The organism is Sphingomonas sp. QA11 (genome assembly GCF_028473665.1).
GTDB classification, from domain to species: Bacteria; Pseudomonadota; Alphaproteobacteria; order Sphingomonadales; family Sphingomonadaceae; genus Sphingomonas; species Sphingomonas phytovorans.
In genome coordinates, this window is sequence record NZ_CP098774.1 from 1803442 (window position 1) to 1825485 (window position 22044).

Here is a 22044-nt window from a genome sequence, read left to right on the forward strand (position 1 = left end):
CGTGACGAGGCGTTCGATCTTCGAAGGGCTGCTCACAGGCAGGGGCGCCCCGCCTTAGCCGCATCCATCAGTTCGATAATATACATTATGTTAAATTCAGATATGATCACAGGAGATCCCCCTCGCGGTGTCACCAAGGTATTTATCGACCAAACAAACTACCGATTGCTGCACCGGTACCGGTCGCCTGCTGCCACAAAACCACTAGGATGAACGCGACACCGAAGATCGCGATCCAGGCCAGTGCCATCTTGAACACGTCCTTGATCGGCAAACGGCGCGCCAGCAGCGCCGACAGCGGCAAGACCAGCAGCAGCAAGTAAAACACGATGTCGAACGGCTGGTCGGTCACGGCGTCACCTCCATCCCGTCATAACCGGGTTCGACGCCAGCCGGAAGCGCAGCGCGCAGCGTGGCATAGTCCATCGACTGGTCCATATGGATGAAAGCGGTCCGACGCGGCCGCAACGCCTCGATCCAGCCAAGCACGGTCGGCACATCGGGATGAGTCGGATGCGGCCGATAGCGCAGCGCATCGACGATCCATACGTCCAGGTCCTGATACAGCGCGCGCATGTCATCAGTCAGGATATTGAAATCCGTGGCATATCCGATCGATCCGGCCGGCGTGTCGAACCGCAACCCGGCAGACAGGATATTGCCGTGCGGCTGGTCGACGGCACGGATCGCGACGTCGCCGATGGTGATCGCGTCGGGCAGCGTCTCCATCGCCACGGTCGATGGATAGCCGTCACGCCCGAGAAACGCATAAGCGAAGCGCTCGACCAGCGCGTCCCGCGTCGCCGGCCGAGCCATGCCGCGCACCGGATGGCCCATCGCATGATAGACCTGCCGCAGATCGTCGATTCCGTGGCAGTGATCGGCATGGTCGTGAGTCCAGATCACCGCGTCGACCGTCGCGACATCAGCCGCCAGCAACTGCTCGCGCATGTCGGGGCTCGTATCGATCAGGATGCGGGTCGTCCCCGTCTCGACCAGGATCGAGGCCCGCAGCCGACGGTTGCGCGGCTCAGCCGGATCGCAATCGCCCCAGTCATTACCGATGCGCGGCACGCCCGAGGATGTGCCAGATCCGAGGATCCGGACTTTCACGCCTTCACTCTCACGCGGTCGTCTTGGCAAACAATGCGTGAAAGTTCTCGGCCGTCTTTTCCGCCAGCACCGACACATCCTCGCCGCGCAGCTTCGCCAGGAACTCGGCGGTATCGGCCACGAACGCCGGTTCGCCGGTTTTTCCGCGATGCGGCACTGGCGCAAGGAAAGGCGCGTCGGTTTCGATCAGCAGCCGCTCGATCGGCAACCGCGCGGCGGTTTCCTGCAGGTCCTTGGCATTCTTGAACGTCACGATGCCTGAAATGGAGATATAAAGGCCCAATTCCAACGCGATATCGGCAAAAGTGCCGCTCGCCGTGAAGCAATGGATCACGCCGGGATAGGCGCCCTTCCCCATCTCCTCGCGCAGAATCTCGGCGGTATCGTCCTCGGCGTCACGCGTATGCACGACGATCGGCAAGCCGGTCTCGCGCGCCGCCGCGATATGCGCGCGGAAACTCGCCCGCTGCCGGTCGCGGTCGCTGTGATCGTAATAATAATCGAGCCCGCTCTCGCCGATCCCAACGACTCGTGGATGCAACGCGCGCTCCACCAGCCGCGCCGTGCCCACATCGGGATGCTGGTCGGCCTCATGCGGATGGATGCCGACGGTCGCCCACACGTCCGGCTCGCGCTCGGCCGTGCCGATCACCGCATCCCATTCGCTCTCGCGCGTGGAGATATTGAGCATGGCGGACACGCCCCGGGCCCTGGCGCGGGCTAGTATCTCGGGCTGCTGCTCGTACAATCCCTTGTAGTTCAGGTGGCAATGACTGTCGGCGAACATCAGGCGGCCTCCGTCAGCTCCAGCCGCGGGAACACCCCGCTCGGCGCCGGCAGTACGGTGCCCGCCACCACTGGCACGCCCAGTGAATCGAAGTCCCGCGCACCGGTCTCCTGGCCAAGCAGATCAAGCAACCGGTCAGCGCCATCCGGGATCGCCCAGCGCGCCATGATCGCGATCCGCCGGATCGCCTCGATTGTCAGGTGCAGGATCGCGTCGGCGCGCCCTGGATCGGTCTTGCGCACGCTCCAGGGCGCGGCGTCGGCGAAATACTGGTTCGCATCGCGCGCCGCCGACCACACGGCATCGAGAGCATTGTGGATCGCGAGGTCGCTCATTGCCGCGTGCATACCGGCCTCGGCGGCGTCGACGCTTGCCAGCAACGCGGAATCGGCATCGGTTCGCACGCCCGCCACCGGCACCCTGCCGCCGCAGTTCTTCGCGACGATCGACAGGCATCGCTGCGCGAGATTGCCGAGATTATTCGCCAGGTCGGCATTGCACCGCGTGACGATCGCTTCCTCTGAATAACTCCCGTCCTGGCCAAAGCTCACTTCGCGCAGCAGGAAATAGCGGAGCGCGTCGACGCCGAAGCGCTCGACCAGCTCCATCGGGTCGGTCACGTTGCCGACCGACTTGGACATCTTCTCCCCGCGGTTGAGCAGGAAGCCGTGCCCGAACACCTGCTTCGGCAGTGCCAGCTTCGCCGACATCAGGAAAGCCGGCCAGTAAACGGCATGAAAACGCACGATATCCTTGCCGATCACGTGCAGGTCGGCCGGCCAATAGCGTGCCAGGTCAGCCGCATTGTCGGGATAGCCAGACCCGGTCAGGTAATTGGTCAGCGCGTCGACCCAGACATACATGACATGCCCGGGGCTGCCCGGCACCTTCACGCCCCAGTCGAAGCTGGTGCGTGACACCGACAGGTCGGAAAGCCCACCCTCGACGAAGCGCATCACCTCGTTGCGCCGGGCCTCCGGCCGGATGAACTCAGGATGGGACTCGTACAGGTCGAGCAGCGGCTGTTGATATTTCGACAGCCGGAAGAACCATGTCTCCTCGACCGTCCATTCCACTGGCGTGCCCTGCGGGGAGAGCCTGGCCCCTTCCCCGCCTTTTTCGTCGGCGACAAGTTCCTTCTCGTCGTAGAAGGCTTCGTCTCGGACTGAATACCAGCCCTCGTATTTGTCCATGTACAAGTCGCCGGCAGCTTCCATTGCCTGCCAGATCGCAGCGCTCGCCGCATGGTGCGCCGGTTCGACGGTGCGGATGAACCGATCATAGGAAATGTTCAGACGATCGTCCATTTCCTTGAAATAGGACGACATCTCATCGGCAAGCGCGCGCGTCTCGACACCGCGGTCGCGCGCCGTCTGGACCATTTTAAGGCCATGTTCGTCGGTGCCGGTCTGGAACCGCACGTCGCGCCCGGCCTGACGGTGATAGCGTGCGATCGCGTCGGTCGCGATGGCCTCATAGGCGTGGCCGATATGCGGCCGCCCGTTCGGATAGCTGATCGCGGTGGTGATGTAATAAGGCTGACCCATGCCGGCCTCCTAGCGCGGTTGCCGCGCGATTAGAACCACCCGGTGCCGGCGTTTCTGCTGCGGAGATTGCGTTGGCGTTCGAGACCAGATCGAAGAACATCAAGTTCCATGCCGCCACTCTTGCGACACCTCGGCAGTAGAATATAAAATGTACCACCGATTTTCATCATCATCAAAAAGAACATCAGCAAATCAGCAAGAAGTCTGTGAAATTTTAGATTAATTAATATTGGTATTTCGGCATATTAGATAAAAATGATGCGAAAATGACAGGACTGTATTGCTTATATTACAATCACTGTAACATTTCTGACCTTCATACTGTGTAGCGGCCACGAAGTCGGGACGGGATGTCTCGCTTAAGGGGAATCTACATATGCACAATCCCAAAGCCTTCCGGCTTCAGCTGTTGCTGGGCGGCGCCCTGCTGGCAACCATGGCGTCGCCGGCCCTGGCCGAAACCGCCCCATCGGCACAGCCTGCCGCGGACGAAGCCAAGCCAGCCGATGCGGCCCCGGCTGACGCCGGGCAGATCGCCGACATCGTCGTGACCGCGTTGAAGCGCGAGACCAACCTCCAGAAGACCCCGATCGCGATCTCCGTGGTCAGCCCCGAGGTGATCGCCGACCGGCACGTACAGAGCCTGATCGACCTGGCGGACGGTGCCGTCCCCTCGCTGCGGATCGCGACCTTCGAGGCGCGCCAGTCGGCGCTGACCGTCGGCATCCGCGGCATCGTGCCCTTCGACGCCAACCAGACGGCGCGCGACCAGGGCGTCGGCGTCTATATCGACGGTATCTATCTCGGCCGCCAGCAGGGCCTCAACGCCGCCCTGTTCGATGTCGAGCGCGTCGAAGTGCTGCGCGGCCCGCAGGGAACGCTGTTCGGTCGCAACACCGAAGGCGGCGCGCTGAGCATCGTCACCAAGGCCCCGACCGGCGAGTTCGACGGCCGCGTATCGGCCGGTATCGGCAATTACGGGCAATATGACGGGCAGGTTCATCTCGACCTCCCCGCATTCCACAATTTCGCGGTCAAGCTCGACGGCGTGATCCAGCACCAGGATCCCACGGTCAAGGATCCGCTCGCGGGCCAGATCGGCTGGAACGCCTATAATCGTGTCGGTGGCCGCATCGCCGCGCGCTGGCAGCCCTTTGACGGCTTCACCGCCGACTTCTCGTTCGACAAGGCCAAGGACGAGAACACGCCCTTCTTCAGCCAGCTGATCAACTACAACCCGCTTGGCCGCACCGTTGGCGTGTACACCGGCACCACGCTTGGGCCGCCCCCCGGCGGCACCTGCACCCCGGCCTGCATCGCACCGTTGTCGCCCCTGGTCGGCATCCACCCGGATCGTCAGGACGTCGCCGATGTCGGCGTGCCGCAGCAATACAGCGTCGACAGGACCAGCGGAGAAAGCGCCAAGCTCTCCTACAAGGTCTCGCCAGCACTTGAGCTGCGCTCGATCACCGCGTGGCGCAAGGTTTCCACCAACCAGTGGGACAACTCGGGCGGTCCGGAGCGGGTTCAGTTCGTGCCGAACGGCAAGACCAGCCGCTACAGCCTCTCCGACCTCTATCAGAACCAGTTCAGCCAGGAATTCCAGGCGGTCGGCAGCTTTGCCCAGGTCGATTACGTGGCTGGCCTGTACTATTTCAACGAAGAGGCCCGGGAATCGGCGGCGACTCCGTCTTCGATCCAGTGGAACGCGAACGGCACGGCCTATACGATCCTTCCCTCCCAGGTGTTCGGACCGATCACCTCCAGCAATCAGGGCTGGGACTATAATTCGCGGTTCCTGCAGCGTGCCAGTGTCAACCGCACCCGCAGCTACGCGGCCTATGGCCAGGCAACCTACACGCCTGACTTCGCCGATGCGCTGCATCTGACGGTCGGCGGCCGCTACACCAAGGACAAGCGCGACGGCGTCCTCTATATGGTGTCGGGCGTGCCGACGAACTATCAGCTCCACTATGATCGTGGCCGGTTCGATCCGATGGTCACGCTGGCGTTCGACGCGACGCCGGACGTCAATCTCTACGCCAAATATTCGACTGGCTTCCGCGCCGGTGGCGCGAACGACCGCTCGTCGAATTTCTCCGCTTTCGGCCCGGAATCGGTGAAGGCCTACGAAATCGGCGCGAAGATGGACCTGTTCAATCGCAAGGTTCGCATCAACCTCGCCGGGTACATCATGGATCGGTCGGGAACTCAGATCGACTTCGACAATGTCGACACCAACCAGTTCCTGCCCGGCACCACGACGCCTAACCCGAACTTCAACCTGCACACCGAGAACACGGCCAACGCACCGGGTATCTCCAAGATCCGGGGCGTCGAAGTCGACGTTACCGCCCGGCCGATCGAGCATCTGACGCTTGGTGCGTCCTATGCCTATACCTACACCAACGTGCCGCTGACGCCCAACCCGAACCCGGGGCCGACGTTCGGCGTGCTGACCCAGGTGTTCGTCGTCTACACCCCGCGCAACGCGGCTTCCGGCTATATCGATTATGAAGTGCCGGTCGGTGGCAGCGATGCGAAGCTTCGTCTGCACCTGGATGCCAACTACGCTGACCCGAACTACAGCTTCCAGGCCGAAAACGTGAAGACCGACTCCAGCTTCATCGTCAACGGCCGCCTCGCGCTGGCTGGCGTGCAGATCGGCGACGCCAACAAGGCGACCTTCTCGGTCTGGACGCGCAACCTGTTCAACGAGCAGCACATCTATCGCCGCTCGGGCGCCAATGACGCAGTGCTGGGCAGCTATGCCAACTTTAACACGCCGCGGACCTTTGGCGGCGAGGTAAGCGTCAACTTCTGAAGCATCGGCTGCGGGCATCCCAGCGGTGCCCGGCCCGACGATGCACTGACCCGGCCCGGGTGGCTCACGCCACCCGGGCCTTTTTTTGTTCAGCGCTGAAGTGGCAGCGCGACCACGGCGCGCAGGCCCGGCGCTGCATCTTCCAGGACGAGCGTGCCGTCATGCAGTCGCGCGATCGCGTCTACCAGGGTCAGGCCCAGTCCCTGGCCCGCTGGCTTGCCCTCGGCTTCGAGCCGTCCGAAGCGTCGGATCACCGTGTCATGCTCGGCCGCCGGAATGCCCGGCCCGTCATCGGCGACGATCACCGCGACCGAATTTCTGCGACGCTCCGTGCTCACCATGATCCGGGTACCCCGCGGCGTATGCCGGATGGCGTTCTCGATCAGGTTGACGAGCATCTGGCGCAACAGGTTCGGATCCCCCCGCACCGGCAGGCTGCCGGCGATATCGAGGTGCAGCGGACGTCCTTCTTCCTCGGCGACCAGTCTTAGCGACTCGCCAGTCTCCCGCGCGAGGTCGCCCAGATCGACATCGGCAAAACGCTCGCGCCGGTGGCCGCCCTCTATCTCCCACAACCGCAACAGGCTCCCGAACAGGTCGATGATCTGGTCGGTCTGCGCCAGGATATCGGCGATGTCGGCGCCGATCGGCTCTCCCTCGGAACGCCGTGCAATGGCGGCGGTGCGGGCACGTAGCCGGGCCAACGGGCTTTTGAGCTCATGGGTCACGTCCCTCGCAGCGTGCTTGATGTTCGCCATGAGGTCGTCGATCCGGTCGAGCATCTTGTTGAAGGCAGCGGCCTGCTGGTCGAATTCGCTGTGGGTCCCGTCCAGCGGGATCCGGCTTTTCAGGTCCCCGTCCATCACCGCATCGACGGTGCGTTGCATGGCCCTCATCCGCCCACCGATCACCGTCATGATGCCGACGGCACCACCGATCAGCATCAGGGCTGTAATGCCGAGTCCGAGCAGTTGGACGCGGAACAGCAGGCTGTCGAAGCTTTCGACGACGTCGTTGTCGGAGACGACCACCAGCGTGGTGCCATCGGTGGCCTTTCGGGCCAGCGCGCGGCCATGCATCACGCCTTCGACCTGGGCGTCCTCGCCGAAATTGGAATAGCCGATCGGCGGCAGGCGTTTCAGGCGCAAATTGCCGCCGATTCGCCGGCCGTCCCTGTCGACCAGCATGTAGAACAGGTCGGCAGTGTCATGCTCGCGTTGCGCGGCGGCGATCCGCTCGATCATCTCCCCAGGAGGAATCCCTCCACCGCTGATCGCGCTCGCCTCGCTCGCCAGGCGGCGGTCGACCTCCTTTCGCAAGGCGGCACTGTCGATGGCGTAGTTGACGGTACGAATCGCCACCAGCGCGACCAGGAAGACGACCACATAGACCGTCATGATCGCGCGGAGGGATCTCGGCCGCATGTCAGTCCCCGCCCGTGTCCGTCCGATCGGTGATCATGTATCCGACTCCGCGGATGGTGGCGATCGGGTCTCGCTCGCCCGGCTGGTTCAGATGGAGCCTGAGATGGCGGATGTAGGATTCAATGATGTTCGTTGTCGGCTCGAAATCATATTTCCAGACATTCTGATAGAACATCTGCCGGGTGACGATGCTGTTGGCATTCCGGACAAGCTCGCATAGCACCTGGAATTCCAGCTTCGGCAGGACGAGCAGTCGGCCGGCCCGGGTTGCGCGGTATTTGACCTCGTTCACCTCGATATCGCCGACCCGCATGATGCCGGAATCGCTCGTTCGGGCCGCCCGCCGGACGATCGCGCGCAGCCGGGCGTCGATCTCGGCCGGTGCCGCCGGCTTGACCAGATAATCGTCAGCCCCGGCATCCAGCCCGATCAGCCGCTGTTCCAGATCGGCGAGCGCGGTGAGCATGATGATCGGCACGTCGATATCGCGGTCGCGTAGCAGCTTGGCGACCTCCACCCCATCGACATAGGGCAGCATGATATCGAGCAGCACCGCCTCGAACCTGCCGTCCGTGGCAATGGCCAGCGCCGCCCGGCCGTCAGCCGCCACGACCGCTTCATGGCCCAGTTCTTCAAGGTCGGCGACAAGCTGTTTCGCCGCGCGCGGATCGTCCTCCACGACCAGAAGTCGCATCTCTGTCGGCCCTCAATGGGAAATCGGTGAATGCCTCCCATATCCTTTGCGCGGCCGATCTCAACCTCGGTAACGGGAACCGCTATCCGGCGTTGACAAATCGGCGCGTCCGCTCGTGCCGATAGCGGACAATCCACAATCGCGGTAAAGGGTCGTGATGAGCGTTCTTGGAAGCTGTCACTGCGGTAACGTGCGGATAGAGCTGCCAAGCCCGCCGGAATGGGTGGCGGACTGTAATTGCTCCCTCTGTCGTCGGCTGGCATGGCGTGTGGCTTACTTCCCGCCGGAACAGGTGAAGATTTCAGGCCAGACGACGGCCTATATCTGGGGCGATCGAATGATCGGCATTCACCACTGCCCAATCTGCGGCTGCGGTACTCACTGGCAGACCCTTGGGGAAGATTTCGGCAAAATGGGCATCAACGCCCGTTTGCTCGACACATTCGACGAAAAGATCGTCGAGGTGAGGAAGGTCGACAACACGGATTAGGTCCGTGGCTGGCATGCGCTTTCCCTCCTTGCCGCCGGCCGGCACGAAGCATTGCAGAGCGTCTTCCTCGGGCTGTAGCAGGCTGATGCATCAGCTCGGCGATCAACCGAACCATAAGGTTGCTTTTAAAGGGCGACTTGCAGGGGCGATTGTAGCGACGCAGTTTGCAGGGAGCCGTCACCCGTGATTCTTCGAGGAGAAAGCACCGTGAAAACACCCCTGTGGATTACAGGCCCGGTACTGACCGGCCTCGGACTGCTTGCCGTGCCCGGTTTCGCCCAGACCGCGCCCGGGCTGGAGGATATGGTCGGCGCTCGGGCAGGCCAGGCTGAAGGCGCGCTGCAATTGCGCGGGTATCGTTTCATCCGCACCACCACCGGAGACGACCGAAAATGGAGCTATTGGTGGAATGATGCGCAGCGGCAATGCGTGTCGATCGCGACGGTTAACGGACGATACGACTCGATCGTTGCGACGCCCGCGCCCGATTGCGGTCAGCGCCAGTCCGGCAGCGGAAACCGTCCGGAGCAAAGCTCCCGCCCCGATCCGGGCTATCGTCCCCGGCCGGATAGGCCCGGCCGCCCGGATTATGTTCAGCCCGGCGAGGATGGTTTCCAGGTCGCCGGTCGTCGCATCGACCTCGGCCTGGTCTGTTTCGGCGACGGACAGCGGCCGGCGCTCGCGACACGCTATGGCTGGTCCTGGAACGATCGGCGCGATCGCTACGATTTCGGCAACCGCACCGAACTGACGACCCAGCAGTTCGACGCCTCGATCATGTTCCAGCTCTGGAGCGATGGCGGGCGCGTCCGCTTGCCGAAGAAGCTCATCCCGCCGATCAACTCGCGCGGCAATGACGGCTGGTGGGACCTTTACGATGTCTCGGTGCGGCCGGACATCATCACGGCAACCTATCGCCTGAACGGCCTGAACAAGCCGCGCATCACGATCGATCGCCGCAGCGGGCGCATCACTGTGCAGGGGGCCTATAATTACGGTTTCCGCGGCACCTGCGACATGATCGACGGACGCGATCACCGGCGCTTCTGATCCGGTGTCGCCCGCTACGCCGGGGAGAATGATTCAACATTGCCGCCGATACCGGCAGCGTGGCGCAGGACAGGGCCGGTCGGCTCCTGTCCCGCTCTTTCACATGACGATGATATTGGACGATCCGGTTCGATCGTGATCACGCTCGAATGGCGGTATTTCCGTCCTGTTCGCATCGGTTTTTCCGCTGTTATGCCATAACAGGGAAAACACTCACCAACCGATTGAAAAGGCACCGGGATTTTGGCCCAAAAATCCACCATAACAGCGGAAGAAAAAATTGAATGGCCCAACAGGCGAAAACGCGCCGCTGTTGAAGGGAATCCCGGGTCTATGCCTCGGCGAGCTTCGCCACCAGCCCGGCCATTTCATAGACCGTCGCCTGCGAATCCAGCGACAATCCCCGGGCGGTCGCGGCCAGCGCGCGCGCCGCGTCATAGCTGTCGAGCGCCGTCTGCAATCGCCGTCCCTGTCGGGACGGCGCTACTGAGGCAATGAACGCGGGCGCGCGATCGAGAAATGCCTCGTAGCGCGGCTGGGCCGCCTTGGGCGCGAGCATCTTGGCCAGCCTGCTGCGCCGCGCGTTGCCGGGATCGCCATCGCGCGCGATCGCAGCCATGGCGTCATCGAGCTTGGCCAGATCAAGTCCGGCAAAGCCGAGCGCGCGGCCCGGCGCGCCCTGTCCCGCCTTGACCAGTGCGGCGATCTCAGCCTCGTCGCATTCGGGCAGCGTGCGGCGGAGCACGCCGGCCATCGCCACATCGTCGAGCGGGTCGAAGCGCAGCAGCCGGCATCGCGACCGGATCGTCGGCAGCAACCGACCCGGGGCATGGCTGATCAGCAGGAAGATCGTGCCGGCGGGCGGTTCTTCCAGGTTCTTGAGCAGGGCGTTCGCCCCGCCCCGCTCCAGATCGTCGATCGCGTCGATCAGCACCATGCGCCGCGACGACATTGACGGCGTGGTCGCGAACATCGGCTGGAGCGACCTGACCTGCGCGATCGTGATGCTCCGCGCGAGATCCTGCCCCGGCTTGTCGGCGTCCTTGGGCTGGCGTGCCAGTTCGCGATAATCGGGATGCGATCCCGCGGTGACCAGCGATCGGGTCCGGTCGCCCTCCGGCACGTCGAAGCCTGGTGGCAGCGTGCCCGGCGAAGCGCCTTCGGCCAGAAGCCGAAGCGCCGCCGCTCGGGCGAAGCTCGCCTTGCCGACACCCTCGGGCCCGGCGAACAGCCAGGCATGGTGCAACGCCCCGCTCGCCATCGCTGCCGCAAAGGCAGCGTGCGCCGCTTCATTGCCGACCGGCAAGGTCATGGTAGCAGGTCGCCGAGATCGGCGAGCAGCGCTTCGGTCACCGTCTCGGGCGCGCCCGACGCGTCGATCAGCCGTACCCGTTCGGGCTCATGCTCGGCGAATCGCCGGAACGCGGCGGCGACGTCGGCATGAAAGGCATCGCCCCGAGCCGCGAAGCGATCCGCCCCAACGCCGTCACGCACCTCGGCGCGGGCGCGGCCCTGTTCGGGCGGCACTTCGAGCACGAAAGTACGATCGGGCAAAAGGCCGCGCGATCCGAACGCGTGGAGCGCCAGCACGGCGGCATCATCGATCCCGCCCGCAACGCCCTGATAGGCGCGCGAGCTGTCGATGAAGCGGTCGCAGATCACCCAGGTGCCGGCGCCGACAGCCGGGCGGATCAGCTTCTCGACATGGTCGGCGCGCGCCGCCGCGAACAACAGCGCCTCGCTGTGGGGGCTCCAGCGCTTGACGTCGCCTTGCATCAGCAGAGCGCGGATCGCCTCCGCGCCCTCGCTGCCGCCAGGCTCGCGAGTCACCAGCGTCTCGATGCCGCGTGCGCCCAGCGCCTCGGCCAGCCGCTTCGCCTGAGTCGATTTGCCGGCCCCTTCCCCGCCCTCGAGCGAGATGAAGCGCCCGGTCGTCACCCGCCGAACAGGCTCTTGAGGCCCGCCCAGGCCCGGCCGAAGAAGCCCGCCTCGCCGACATCGGTCTCCGCGACCAGCGGCAATCGCTGCGGCTGCATGTCGGGCGTCGTCACCACCAGGTCGGCGATATGCTGGCCGGCCTTGATCGGCGCCTTGATCGGGCCGTCATAGACCACACGCAGCTGGATATCGGGCGAGACGCCTGCGGGCAGCGTCGCGGTCAGGTTGGTCGGCGCGACCAGCCCGACGGTGCGCGAATCGCCGAGCTGCACCTCGGCGGTCTCGACCTTGCGGCCCTTCGTCACGAGCGGCTTGGACTGCCAGGCACGGAAACCCCAGTTCATGAACTTGACCGATTCCTCGATCCGCTGGTTCGAGCTGGTCAGGCCGGCCATCACCATCACCAGGCGACGGCCATTCTGCTGGGCAGAGCCGGTGAAGCCATAGCCCGCCTCATCGGTATGGCCGGTCTTGAGCCCGTCGGCACCGGCGATGCGGCCGAGCAGCGGATCGCGATTGGCCTGGGTGATGTCCGCGCCCGCGCCCAGGGTCTTGCCCCAGGTGAAGTTCGGGAGGGAGTAGAACTTCTTGTAGAGTTGCGGATGATCCTGGATTGTCGCCGCCGCGAGCTTGGCCAGGTCGCGCGCCGTGACATAGGTCACGCCATTGTCGGGCCAGCCGTTCGAATTGCCGAAATGGCTGTTGGTCAGGCCAAGCTTCGCCGCCCGCTGGTTCATCAGATTGGCAAAGGCTTCCTCGGTCCCCGAAATGCCCTCGGCCAGCACGACGCAGGCGTCGTTCCCCGACAGGGTGACGATGCCCTTCAGCAGATTCTCGACGCTCACCTTCTCACCGGGCGAGAGGAACATGGTCGAACCCGCTGCGGGACCGTGCCATTTCTTCCATGTGTCGGGGCTGACCTCGATCTGTTTGTCGAGCTTCAGTTCGCCGCTCCTGATCAGGTCGAACGCCACATAGACAGTCATCATCTTGGCCATCGACGCCGGCGGCATGCGGCGATCCGGCTCCTTCGAGTAGAGGATCGCTCCGGTCGAAAGGTCCTGCAGGAACGCGACGGGTGCCGGCGTCGGGAAATCGGGCGCGGCGGCGACGCCGGGGCAGGCCAACACGATCGCGAGGGCGGAGGCGGCGAGCAGTTTCTTCATGACAACAGGTCCGTGACGCTAGGGGGTTACTCGATATGCAGGATGCGGGCATCGGCATAGCCGTGCCGGGCGGCCTCGTCACGTGCGCGCTTGGCGCTCGCTGCGTCGGCGAACGGACCGACCTGGACTCGGAACAGGGTGCCGGCCGGGGTGATACGCCCGCCGACCTGGCGGGCGGCGGTCTGGGCGCGCTCGCGCGTCGAGAAGGCAGCGACCTGGACGAGATAGCCGGACCGGCTCGGCATTGTCCTGGCGGGCTCCGATGGCGGCGGGGAATAGCCTGCGCCCGGGGGTGGTGTAACGCTGCGCGCCGGGCGGGCGGGCACTGGAGTAGCTGATGCGCGCACCGGCACTGGCGCCACCCGAGCGGACAGCTTCCGGCGCAGCGCCGTCAGCAGTGATGGCGGCGCGTCCATTCTCGCCGACGCGGTGTGGCCTGATCGCAGCGCATTTTGGTCCTGGGGCGACGGCGTCACCAGCCGGATACGCACTGGAGCACCCTCGCCCACGCCGAGTTGTTGCGCGGCTGCCGGCGACAGATCGACGATTCGGCCACCCGAACCCTGTGTCGCGACCAAGGCGATGATCGTCCGCCCGGTATCGAGCGCGGTCAGCTCGACATAGGAACCGATCGGCAATGTCGCGTGCGCGACGCTGACCGATCCGGCAGCCGCACCACCACCATCGAACGATCCGGCATAGCCGACCGTGTCGTAGCGCTGTTCCTGCCCTGACGTCCCACGCGGCCCGGTGCTTTGCGGCAGATCCGCCGGTGGTGCTTCCTGGTCGAGTGTCGACGCCGGCACCACTACTCGGGGAGAATCGGGCGTCATCGGAGTGGGCCTGGCGCGTTGCGCGGCGGCAGGGGCCGCAGCCATGAACGGCGTTCCCGCATGTCTCTCACTGCCGCCGAATGCGACGAGCAGGAAAGCCAGCGCGACCGTGCCACTATCGTTCAACGGCATCGGCCAGCAACCCCACGGAAAGCGCATAGAAATTCGAGCAATTATAGTCGAGGATCACCCGGTAGTTGCCCGTCAGCAGATAGGCGGTCTTGCCCGGCCCGTCCGGCTCCATCAGCGTCGCCAGAACATTGTCTGCCGGCCAGTTGCGCGTCTCCGGCACCAACCCCATCGCGCGCCATTCCGCCACCGTCTTCCAGCCGCTGTGCCGCGCGAAGACTCTCGGGCAGCGGGGCGAAACGGTGCGATTGACGATCTGGTTGCGATCGAAACCCGGCGGCACGCTTACCGCCAGACCCCAGGGTTGCCCCGGCCGCCAGCCGGCATTGGCGAAATAGTTGCCGATCGAAGCAAGCGTATCCGCCTCGCTCGTCCAGATGTCGATCCGCCCGTCCCCGTCCCCGTCACGCGCGAGACGCAGATAGATTGACGGCAGGAACTGCGGCCCGCCGGTGGCACCTGCCCAGCTGCCCTTCAACTGCGAGAGCGGCACGCCCCGGTCGACCATCAGCAACGCCGAGATGAACTCGTCCGCGAACAGCTCGCGCCGCCGCCCTTCATAAGCGAGCGTGGCGAGCGCGCGGGGCAGATCGAACCCGCCCATTACCTTGCCGTAATTGGTCTCATGTCCCCAGATCGCGACCATGATCGATTCAGGCACGCCAGTCTCGCGCTCGATCCGCGCCAGCCGCCCGCGCTGGGCGAGATAGGCCTGCCGCCCGCGCGTGATCCGCGCGGTGTCGACATGCTGCGCCTTGTACGGCGCGAAATTCGGAACCGCCGACGGATTGTTGGCAGCGCCGGGCTGAGCCCGGTCGAGCTCGATTACACGGGTATTGAGTGTCAGTCCCGGCATCACCGCATCGAGCGTCGCGCGGCTGACGCCCCGTGCCTCGGCCTGGCCGCGAAGCGTACGCAAATAGGCCTGGAAGCCGGCTTCATCCTGCGCGACCGCCGGACCGCTCGCCCCGAAACACAGGATCGCGGCCAATACTCCGCCCGCCATCCTGCTCAACCATGTGGAGAAATCCCGCATGGCCGGACTCTGCCACAGGCCCCGCGCGACATGAACCCCTTATAGTCGTGGCCCTTGCACAAAACAGCGCTCACGCACTAAGCGCATTCCCAGCGGAGAGGTGGCCGAGTGGTTTAAGGCAGCGGTCTTGAAAACCGCCGTGGGTGCAAGCTCACCGTGGGTTCGAATCCCACCCTCTCCGCCACATGCCGCCGTGCTGCTGCACGCATAGTCCCAGCATGCGCCATCGCGTGAGCAATCATCGGCGACTTTTCTACAGCCGTTCCATCCGGAGCCACGCCCGATCGCCCTGCCACGCACGCTGGAGCGCCTGCCGTGCTGCAGCAGCTTCAAGCATATGCCCTTGCGCCTTCTCGCTTTCGACGAGACCATAAAGCGCCCAGCCATTTCTGGGCGTCTGCGCAAGGGCCGCACGAAAGGCCTGGCTGGCCTCATCATAGAGCCCCGCCTGGTAAAGGGCTGCGCCGAGAGACTGATTCACCGGGTAATACCAGTAAGGCGGCTCCTGATATGGGATCTTCGCCTCAAGCGCGATGGCTTCGCGATAGAGGTCTATGGCCCTGTCATAGCGTTTCTCCGCATAGGCAAGGCGACCACGTGCGACTGTTTCGGCGAGTGAGAGAAGCTCCGGCGCGGGCACGCCCTGCTCGATCATGCCCGCAAATGCCTTGGACGTCCGAAGCTTCGCAAGAGTAGCAAGCTCGCGCTCGACACCTGCGCTGTCGCGCCGCTGCGCTTTGGCGACAGCGCGAGCGTACAGCCGCATCGCCGCAGCATAGGGGAGTCGCGGGTCGGGAGCGGGCATCGCCAGTATCGCTTCCGGCTTGGCGAACTGCGCCATTGCCAGAAAGGGCGCGGCATCGATCGCCTGTATCCACGCGATCCGGGCGGAAGTCTCGGGATCGAGGACTTTCTGCAGGCGTCGTGCCTCGGCGATCGCTGTTCGCATGTCGCCCGCCAGTTGTGCCGAGGTCACGATGAAGTGGATGTTATGGGGATAATAGCCGTAGCGGACGAGGCTTTGATCATTGGTGTCGCGGATGAAAGCTTCGTCGGATCGCGCGGCTGCGATATTGACACGGATCGAATCCGAATAGCGCCCCACCAGTTGATATATATGCCCGGGCATATGAACCAGATGGCCAGCGCTCGGAGCAAGCGGCCGCGCGAGCCGATCGGCCGCAGCTTCGGCACGGCGCGGGTCAGCGCTGTTCTCCATGAGATGGATGTAGAGATGCGCGGCCTGGAGACTGGCGGGGTTGCGGGCGAGTACCGTCTCGATCAGCCGGACCGCCTCGCCGCTCCGCCCCACCGGCGTACGTTTGTCCAGCCGCCAATAATTCCAGGGACTGGTATTCATCACAGCTTCGGCTGCGAGCACCGCAACATTGTCATCCCTGGGAAAATGATGGACCGCATCGAGCATCGCATCGGCATAGGCAGCATCGAGAACGGCACGATTGCTCTTCGCGTCGCGGGAGTAACGACGCGAGATCGCCTCGATCAGCACCTGCTCGAGCGACGAGGTATTCGTGCCCAGCACCCGTGCGCGATCCATCGCCGTCAGAGCGGTGTGACGATCACGATCGTCCATTGGGGCGTTGATGTTGGGACCCAGAGCGAGCGCTTCTCCCCACCAGCACATCGCGCAGCCGGGATCGAGCCGTTGTGCCGCGCGGAACGAGCGAACCGCGCCGGCGTGGTTGAAGCCATAAGTGAGTAACAACCCCTGATTGAAATAGCGCCGCGCCTGCTCGCTCGACGTCGAGACCAGTAAACCGGAGACTGAGAGATCGGGATAGAGCGGTATTGGACTGGAAGCCGATCCAGCAGGTCCAGTGACCGCGCTGGCCAACATCAGTTCGCGTTTCAACGCGGACGCCATCGCCTTGCCGCCGCAAAGCGAGGAGGCAAGCTGGCTAGGATCAAGCATCGCCAGGGCTGCAGGAGAGAACGCAAGCCCAGGCGAGAAGCTGGTGAGAATGCCCCCAATTCCGGCGAGTATGATGCTTTTCAACAGCTTGTGCATTCCAGCAACCCTTGGTCGAGAGGGGGTGCCAACGAGACGTTAGTTCATGGTATCATTTCGAGCTCGCTGCCTCAACTTTGCACGCGCGGCACATTCCCACTGCCTGGAGTCGGTCGCGGTCTGATTGAGGTCCAATTCGAACTGGTCGATAACCGCTAAACTTATCGAGAATCGGTCCGCACTACGGCCGGTCCATTCGATGTTCATGGCGACACTCATGTGCCGGTTGCCAAATGCCCCGGGGTTGCGTGGGTTCGCTGGAAGCGCTCAGGCAGCGCGAGGTTGTGGCTGCATTCCATGATCGACCAGCGTCGCAAAATCGCCGTCGTCGAGCGGATGCTGGAACTGGCAGCCAGCCTCGAAATCATCCGCCCACATGATCGTAGCAGCCACCTGACCGAGCCTCGGCAGGGTCAGCCAGATCATCGAGCCCTTGCGCAGGCTTGAATAGGTATGAAGCCGCGCGCCGTGAAGCGACACGTCGGTCACCTTGCACAGAGCACGATCGAAGCCGCCGCGCCCGATGCGCGCATCGAGCGACACTGGCGCGCGCGGGCTACGCCGGCGTCCGTTGCTCATGGCTGGTTCGAATTCTGCGGCGAACATGGCTTCCCTCTCGCATTGTGCGACGAGGGAAAGCCTAGTCCTCGATAGCTAACGCGCCATTAACGACGGCGCGTGCCATCTTACTTCTTGTTGAGTGTCAGTCCGCCAAAGCGCTTGTTGAAGCGCGCAACCTGGCCACCCGAATCAAGCATCGTGCCGCGGCCGCCGGTCCATGCCGGATGCGCGAGCGGATCGATGTCGAGCGTCATCAAATCGCCTTCCTTGCCCCAGGTCGAGCGGGTCTCGAACTGGGTTCCGTCGGTCATCTGCACCTTGATGGTGTGATAATCGGGATGAATATCTTTTCTCACGTCGAATTCTCCGGAAAGCCACTGGTTTCCGACCAGCAGCGAAGGCGCGGCCCCTAACAGAGGGCCGCGCCGAGTGCAACCTATGGGTGGTTTGTATCAGGCCTTGGGCGGATCGGTGATCATCGCCATGAACTTCGCTTCGGCGGCGAGCTTGCCGTCGATCGTCGTACGTCCAGCGAATTTGGTGGCGCGGGCGCTCTTCTGCACGATCTCGACCTCAAGGCGCAGCAATACGCCGGGCTCGACCGGCTTGCGGAACTTCACCTCGTCGATCGACATGAAGTAGACGAGCTTGCCGGAGCCGGCGAGACCAAGCGATTCGACCGCCAGGATTCCCGCAGCCTGCGCCATCGCCTCGACGATCAGCACGCCCGGCATGATCGGGCGCCCGGGGAAATGGCCCTGAAAGAAGCTCTCGTTGATCGTCACCGCCTTGATCGCCGCGATCGACCGGTCGAGGATCAATTCCTCGACACGATCGACCAGCAGCATCGGGTAACGATGGGGGAGCGCCGCCATGACCCGCCCGATATCGAGCGGGCCGAGCGCCCCCGTCGCGACCGCCTCGGTCACCGGCCCTTCGGCGGTGTCGTTGCGGGGCGTCCGGCAGGAGCCGCCGGTGCAGGCGCTGCGGGTGCGCCCTGAGCCTGTTGACCCTGCTGCGGCTTCGGCTGCCATGCGACAGGCGGCGGCACGGCGACGCTGGTCAGCGTGCGATCGATCTCGGCGCTCACGGCCGGCGTGATATCGGCAGTGGCATCGCCGAGCATCAGCACTGCTTCCGGCTTCACGATGAGGCCGACCTTGCGGGTCTTGACCACGCTGGTCACGGCGTCGGCGATCTTGGAACCGACCTGCTCCTGCAAATACAGGCGTGCGCGAGTGACGGGTTGCAATATGCGGCCGAGTTCAGCCTGACCGGCTGTCTGCTTCTGCTCGATCTGGGCGAGTTCCGGCCGCTTGCTGTCGCGGGCGCGCTGGATCTCTTCCTGCGAAAGCTGGCCGTCGCCATTGGCATCGAGCGCCTTCAGCAGCGGCTGGATCTCGGCATTGATCGCTTCGTTACGCGCCTTCGCCTGATCGATCTGTGCCTTGTAGGTGGTATCGATCGTCGTCCAGGTGGTGGTCCAGACCTTCGAATTCTGCATGGCGGCATCGGGATCGAGCATCGCAACGGTCTGTGCCTGGGCCCCCGCCACGCCGAACACGAAGCCCGGCACGACAAGCGCCGTGGCAAGCAGAACCTTCTTGTACGTCTTCATCAGAATTGTGTCCCTACGTTGAATGTAACGAGCTTGGTATCGTCGCTCGGGTCTTTGAGCAAAGCATAAGCAACGTCGATACGAAGCGGCCCGAACGGCGAGTTCCAGTTGACGCCCGCTCCGACCGACAGCCGGGGCTTGGCGGAATCACCACCGAAACGTTCGAGAAACGGCTGCACCGTCCGGAGAGCGGGAGCGTTTACCGATGTGCCGGCGCAATCAGTGCCCCCCAGCGTCGCGGAATAGCCGACTTTGCAGGTCGTGGTGAAGCCGGCATGATCTGCGTCGGTCGTCGGAACGGTGTATAGCGGGTTGCCGTTGTTAAACAGCTGCGTCTCCAGCGGCAGCACCGTCTTCTTGCCTGTGAACGGATCGACGAAGACCGGGAAGGTCGCTGTCGGCAGCGGCCGGGTGATGCCGAACAACGCACCGGCCTGGATGTAGATCGACGGACGCAGGCCCATCTCGCGCGCACCCGCACCGAGCGGAATCTCCATCTCAAGCCGGCCCAGATAATAAGCCCGGCCACCCAGGGCGTCATCGACGAACTGCGTACGGTCCGTCTGCAGCGTCTGGTTGCCGGTTGTCTGGTCCGTGACATAATTGATGCGCTGAACTCGTGGGCCGACGCCGCGGATATCGAAGCCGCGGAAATCGGGTTCGCCGAGATAGAAGCGGTCGGTGATGCGAACACTGTCGATGCCCTCTCCACGACTCTTCTCGAGCGACTTGATGTACCCGCCCTCGGCATTCGCCGAGAGGATGAAGCCGCTGCCAAGCCCCCAGTATTTCGCGCCCTCGAAGCGCGTGCGGACATATTTCACGTCACCGCCGAGCCCGGCGAAATCGGCGCTGAAGACCAGTCGCTTTCCCGCACTTGGCCGCAAGCGGCTGTTGAGGCTGTCGTTGATCAGCGAGAAACCGACCGACGACGTAACGCGGTTGCCGATCGCGTCGCAGAGATACCGCCCTGCCAGCAACCGATCGCAAACGCCACCGGTATAATAGGTCGACTTGTCGAGCCCGACCTGATCGTAGGACACGCCATAGCGACCCGACAGCGACCAATATTCGGTCAGCGGCAGGCCCGCGCGAATCTGGAAGCCGGTCGAAACCTGGGTGTAGGTCGTCTGGCGCTGATCGCCGACATAGTTGAACGCGTTGTAATCGCGGCGGAAGATGTCACCGCCGATCGCGATATTCTTGTCGAACAGATAGGGCTCGGTGAAGCCGACCTCGACCGATTTCGAATAGCTTGAATAGTTGACGCTGGCACGCAACTCCTGCCCCTTGCCGCGGAAGTTTCGCTGGCGGATCGAGGCCTGGATGATGAACTTCTCAAGGCTCGAATAGCCCGCGGAAAGCGACAGCTCACCCGTAGACTTCTCTTCCACGTTCGCCGCCAGGACGACACGGTCGGGCGCCGATCCCTGCGTTTTCTTGATCTCGAACTTCTCCTGGAAGAAACCGAGCGAGTTGATACGATCCTGCGAACGCTTGAGCTGGAAGCTGTTGAACGCGTCGCCCTCTGACAGGCGGATCTCGCGCCGGATCACCTTGTCCTGGGTCTGGGTGTTGCCGTTGATCTCGATCCGCTCGACATAGGAGCGCTGGGCCGCCGCGATGTGGAAGTTGATCCCCATCGTCAGCGTTTCTTTGTCGCGGTTGAACTCCGGGTTCACCTCGGTGAAGGCATAGCCGAACAGGCCGGTCGACTCGCTCAGGCTGTCGACCGAATCCTCGACCTGCTTCGCATTGTACCACTCGCCCTTCTTCATCGGCAGCGTGGCGGCAAGGCGCTTGTTGTCGAAGTCGCGGATATCGCTGTCGACCGACACCTCACCAAATTTGTAGCGAGGACCTTCCTCGACCACATAAGTGATGATGAAGTCCTTCTTGTCCGGAGTCAGTTCGGCGACCGCTGACGTGACCCTGAAGTCGGCATAACCGTTGGTCAGGTAGAACTGACGCATCTTCTGCTGGTCATAGGCCATGCGATCCTGATCGTAGCTCGTGTTCGAGCTCAGGAGCGTGCTGAGGCGTGCCTGCTTGGTCGCCATCTCGCCGCGCAGCTTGCTGTCGGAGAACACTTCGTTGCCGAGGATGTTGATCTGGCGGACCTTCGATTTCGGGCCCTCGGTGATCTCAAACACGACGTCGACGCGATTCTGGTCGAGCGCGACCATCTTCGGCTCGACAACCGCGGCGAAGCGGCCCTGGCGACGATAGAGTTCAACGATGCGGCCAACATCCTGACGGACGGCGGTGCGCGTGAAGATCTGCCGCGGCGCGAGCTTGATCTCCTTCTTGATCTTGTCTTCCTTCAGCCGCTTGTTGCCCTCGAGCAGTACCCGGTTGATCACCGGATTTTCCCGGATGCGCAGCACGATCTCGCCCGATTCGGCACCGCTGATCGACACGTCGGCGAACAGATCGCTGGCGTAGAGATCTTTGATCGCCTGATCGAGCGTCTCGTTGGTGAAGGACGTGCCGACGCGGAGCTTGGTATAGGAAAGCACGGTATCGGATTCGATGCGCTGCGATCCTTCGACTCGCAACGACTTGATCGTCCGGGTCACGGGGGGAGCCACCGGAACTGAATCAGGCTGAGCGGGAGCTGCTGCGGCCGGTGCCGCCTGTCCCTGAGCTGGTGCAGCTGGTGCAGCTCTACCGCGGGCTGGTGCAGCCTGGCCCGCGGCCGCCTGGGCGCTCGCGGCCATCGGCACGCCCGACAACATCGTGCCCGTAAGAAGCACGACGGTGGCGCGGGCGCCGAATGATGTAACCTTGATCGCTGTCACTATC

20 protein-coding genes and 1 tRNA gene are annotated in these 22044 nt (G+C 63.7%); 4 read left to right on the top strand and 17 right to left on the bottom strand.

Translation table 11 applies throughout. The features are described 5' to 3' along the window. Nucleotides 1-142 precede the first annotated feature (142 nt). Genes NDN01_RS08225 through metG form a run of 4 tightly spaced genes read right to left on the bottom strand, consistent with a single transcriptional unit; the run spans nucleotide 143 to nucleotide 3447 of the window. Nucleotides 143-352 (bottom strand): hypothetical protein, encoded by a 210-nt coding sequence (locus NDN01_RS08225; protein WP_272626860.1) that lies wholly within the window; start codon nucleotides 350-352, stop codon nucleotides 143-145. After that, nucleotides 349-1113, bottom strand: a complete 765-nt coding sequence (locus tag NDN01_RS08230; RefSeq protein WP_272626861.1) for an MBL fold metallo-hydrolase — start codon at nucleotides 1111-1113, stop codon at nucleotides 349-351. The genes NDN01_RS08225 and NDN01_RS08230 overlap by 4 nt, the downstream gene beginning before the upstream one ends. Nucleotides 1114-1123: 10 nt before the next feature. Continuing rightward, on the bottom strand, nucleotides 1124-1900 hold the full coding sequence (locus tag NDN01_RS08235) for a TatD family hydrolase (protein ID WP_272626862.1): 777 nt from the start codon (nucleotides 1898-1900) through the stop codon (nucleotides 1124-1126). After that, complete coding sequence (gene metG / locus NDN01_RS08240; RefSeq protein ID WP_272626863.1) at nucleotides 1900-3447, bottom strand: methionine--tRNA ligase; 1548 nt, start codon at nucleotides 3445-3447, stop codon at nucleotides 1900-1902. The genes NDN01_RS08235 and metG overlap by 1 nt, the downstream gene beginning before the upstream one ends. 376 nt (nucleotides 3448-3823) lie before the next feature. Here metG and NDN01_RS08245 point away from each other — a divergent pair, with 376 nt between their 5' ends. Continuing rightward, the gene (locus NDN01_RS08245) at nucleotides 3824-6271 is read left to right on the top strand and encodes a TonB-dependent receptor (RefSeq protein WP_272626864.1); all 2448 of its coding nucleotides are present in this window, start codon (nucleotides 3824-3826) and stop codon (nucleotides 6269-6271) included. Between the two features lie 89 nt (nucleotides 6272-6360). On the opposite strand, the gene NDN01_RS08250 is transcribed toward NDN01_RS08245, so the two are convergent. Then, complete coding sequence (locus tag NDN01_RS08250; RefSeq protein WP_272626865.1) at nucleotides 6361-7695, bottom strand: HAMP domain-containing sensor histidine kinase; 1335 nt, start codon at nucleotides 7693-7695, stop codon at nucleotides 6361-6363. Between the two features lies 1 nt (nucleotide 7696). Further along, on the bottom strand, nucleotides 7697-8389 hold the full coding sequence (locus NDN01_RS08255) for a response regulator transcription factor (RefSeq protein ID WP_272626866.1): 693 nt from the start codon (nucleotides 8387-8389) through the stop codon (nucleotides 7697-7699). 157 nt (nucleotides 8390-8546) lie between these two features. Here NDN01_RS08255 and NDN01_RS08260 point away from each other — a divergent pair, with 157 nt between their 5' ends. Together NDN01_RS08260 and NDN01_RS08265 are read left to right on the top strand one after the other, a co-directional pair. After that, nucleotides 8547-8879 carry a GFA family protein gene (locus NDN01_RS08260; RefSeq protein WP_272626867.1) on the top strand — a complete coding sequence of 111 codons (333 nt, stop codon included), beginning with the start codon at nucleotides 8547-8549 and terminating at the stop codon, nucleotides 8877-8879. A gap of 207 nt (nucleotides 8880-9086) precedes the next feature. After that, entirely contained in the window at nucleotides 9087-9929 is an 843-nt protein-coding gene (locus NDN01_RS08265; protein ID WP_272626868.1) for a hypothetical protein, read from the top strand. 331 nt (nucleotides 9930-10260) lie between these two features. On the opposite strand, the gene NDN01_RS08270 is transcribed toward NDN01_RS08265, so the two are convergent. The 5 genes from NDN01_RS08270 to NDN01_RS08290 form a co-directional block, all read right to left on the bottom strand. Then, on the bottom strand, nucleotides 10261-11241 hold the full coding sequence (locus NDN01_RS08270; RefSeq protein WP_272626869.1) for an AAA family ATPase: 981 nt from the start codon (nucleotides 11239-11241) through the stop codon (nucleotides 10261-10263). Next, on the bottom strand, nucleotides 11238-11867 hold the full coding sequence (gene tmk / locus NDN01_RS08275; protein WP_272626870.1) for a dTMP kinase: 630 nt from the start codon (nucleotides 11865-11867) through the stop codon (nucleotides 11238-11240). The genes NDN01_RS08270 and tmk overlap by 4 nt, the downstream gene beginning before the upstream one ends. Then, nucleotides 11864-13033 (bottom strand): D-alanyl-D-alanine carboxypeptidase family protein, encoded by a 1170-nt coding sequence (locus tag NDN01_RS08280; RefSeq protein ID WP_272626871.1) that lies wholly within the window; start codon nucleotides 13031-13033, stop codon nucleotides 11864-11866. Before NDN01_RS08280 ends, tmk begins: the two co-directional genes overlap by 4 nt. Nucleotides 13034-13059: 26 nt before the next feature. Further along, a complete protein-coding gene (locus NDN01_RS08285) occupies nucleotides 13060-13911 on the bottom strand; it encodes an SPOR domain-containing protein (RefSeq protein ID WP_272626872.1) in 852 nt (283 codons plus the stop codon). 70 nt (nucleotides 13912-13981) lie between these two features. Next, a complete protein-coding gene (locus NDN01_RS08290) occupies nucleotides 13982-15001 on the bottom strand; it encodes a lytic murein transglycosylase (RefSeq protein ID WP_272628103.1) in 1020 nt (339 codons plus the stop codon). Nucleotides 15002-15125: 124 nt separating this feature from the next. On the opposite strand from NDN01_RS08290, the gene NDN01_RS08295 reads away from it, so the two are divergent. Next, nucleotides 15126-15215 (top strand) — tRNA-Ser (locus NDN01_RS08295). Between the two features lie 69 nt (nucleotides 15216-15284). On the opposite strand, the gene NDN01_RS08300 is transcribed toward NDN01_RS08295, so the two are convergent. From NDN01_RS08300 to bamA, 6 genes are all read right to left on the bottom strand, one after another. Next, entirely contained in the window at nucleotides 15285-17060 is a 1776-nt protein-coding gene (locus NDN01_RS08300; RefSeq protein WP_272626873.1) for a hypothetical protein, read from the bottom strand. Nucleotides 17061-17327: 267 nt separating this feature from the next. Further along, a complete protein-coding gene (locus NDN01_RS08305; RefSeq protein ID WP_272626874.1) occupies nucleotides 17328-17666 on the bottom strand; it encodes a PilZ domain-containing protein in 339 nt (112 codons plus the stop codon). Between the two features lie 80 nt (nucleotides 17667-17746). Beyond that, nucleotides 17747-17977: a 50S ribosomal protein L31 gene (gene rpmE, locus NDN01_RS08310; RefSeq protein WP_272626875.1), complete on the bottom strand. Its 231-nt coding sequence runs from the start codon at nucleotides 17975-17977 to the stop codon at nucleotides 17747-17749. 96 nt (nucleotides 17978-18073) lie between these two features. Continuing rightward, entirely contained in the window at nucleotides 18074-18496 is a 423-nt protein-coding gene (gene fabZ / locus NDN01_RS08315) for a 3-hydroxyacyl-ACP dehydratase FabZ (protein ID WP_443025239.1), read from the bottom strand. Between the two features lie 50 nt (nucleotides 18497-18546). Beyond that, nucleotides 18547-19239, bottom strand: coding sequence for an OmpH family outer membrane protein (locus tag NDN01_RS08320; protein WP_272626877.1), 693 nt, complete (start codon nucleotides 19237-19239; stop codon nucleotides 18547-18549). Next, nucleotides 19239-22040 carry an outer membrane protein assembly factor BamA gene (gene bamA / locus NDN01_RS08325; protein WP_443025212.1) on the bottom strand — a complete coding sequence of 934 codons (2802 nt, stop codon included), beginning with the start codon at nucleotides 22038-22040 and terminating at the stop codon, nucleotides 19239-19241. Before bamA ends, NDN01_RS08320 begins: the two co-directional genes overlap by 1 nt. Nucleotides 22041-22044 lie beyond the last annotated feature (4 nt).

Excerpts from the sequence above, each read along its gene's own strand:
- NDN01_RS08260 (WP_272626867.1), top strand. The coding sequence starts at position 8,547 with ATGAGCGTTCTTGGAAGCTGTCACTGCGGTAACGTGCGGATAGAGCTG.
- NDN01_RS08270 (WP_272626869.1), bottom strand. The coding sequence starts at position 11,241 with ATGACCTTGCCGGTCGGCAATGAAGCGGCGCACGCTGCCTTTGCGGCA.
- NDN01_RS08300 (WP_272626873.1), bottom strand. The coding sequence starts at position 17,060 with ATGCACAAGCTGTTGAAAAGCATCATACTCGCCGGAATTGGGGGCATT.
- NDN01_RS08305 (WP_272626874.1), bottom strand. The coding sequence starts at position 17,666 with ATGTTCGCCGCAGAATTCGAACCAGCCATGAGCAACGGACGCCGGCGT.
- NDN01_RS08250 (WP_272626865.1), bottom strand. The coding sequence starts at position 7,695 with ATGCGGCCGAGATCCCTCCGCGCGATCATGACGGTCTATGTGGTCGTC.
- NDN01_RS08255 (WP_272626866.1), bottom strand. The coding sequence starts at position 8,389 with ATGCGACTTCTGGTCGTGGAGGACGATCCGCGCGCGGCGAAACAGCTT.
- fabZ (WP_443025239.1), bottom strand. The coding sequence starts at position 18,496 with ATGGCGGCGCTCCCCCATCGTTACCCGATGCTGCTGGTCGATCGTGTC.
- NDN01_RS08235 (WP_272626862.1), bottom strand. The coding sequence starts at position 1,900 with ATGTTCGCCGACAGTCATTGCCACCTGAACTACAAGGGATTGTACGAG.
- NDN01_RS08290 (WP_272628103.1), bottom strand. The coding sequence starts at position 15,001 with ATGGCGGGCGGAGTATTGGCCGCGATCCTGTGTTTCGGGGCGAGCGGT.
- NDN01_RS08245 (WP_272626864.1), top strand. The coding sequence starts at position 3,824 with ATGCACAATCCCAAAGCCTTCCGGCTTCAGCTGTTGCTGGGCGGCGCC.
- metG (WP_272626863.1), bottom strand. The coding sequence starts at position 3,447 with ATGGGTCAGCCTTATTACATCACCACCGCGATCAGCTATCCGAACGGG.
- NDN01_RS08285 (WP_272626872.1), bottom strand. The coding sequence starts at position 13,911 with ATGGCTGCGGCCCCTGCCGCCGCGCAACGCGCCAGGCCCACTCCGATG.
- NDN01_RS08320 (WP_272626877.1), bottom strand. The coding sequence starts at position 19,239 with ATGAAGACGTACAAGAAGGTTCTGCTTGCCACGGCGCTTGTCGTGCCG.
- NDN01_RS08280 (WP_272626871.1), bottom strand. The coding sequence starts at position 13,033 with ATGAAGAAACTGCTCGCCGCCTCCGCCCTCGCGATCGTGTTGGCCTGC.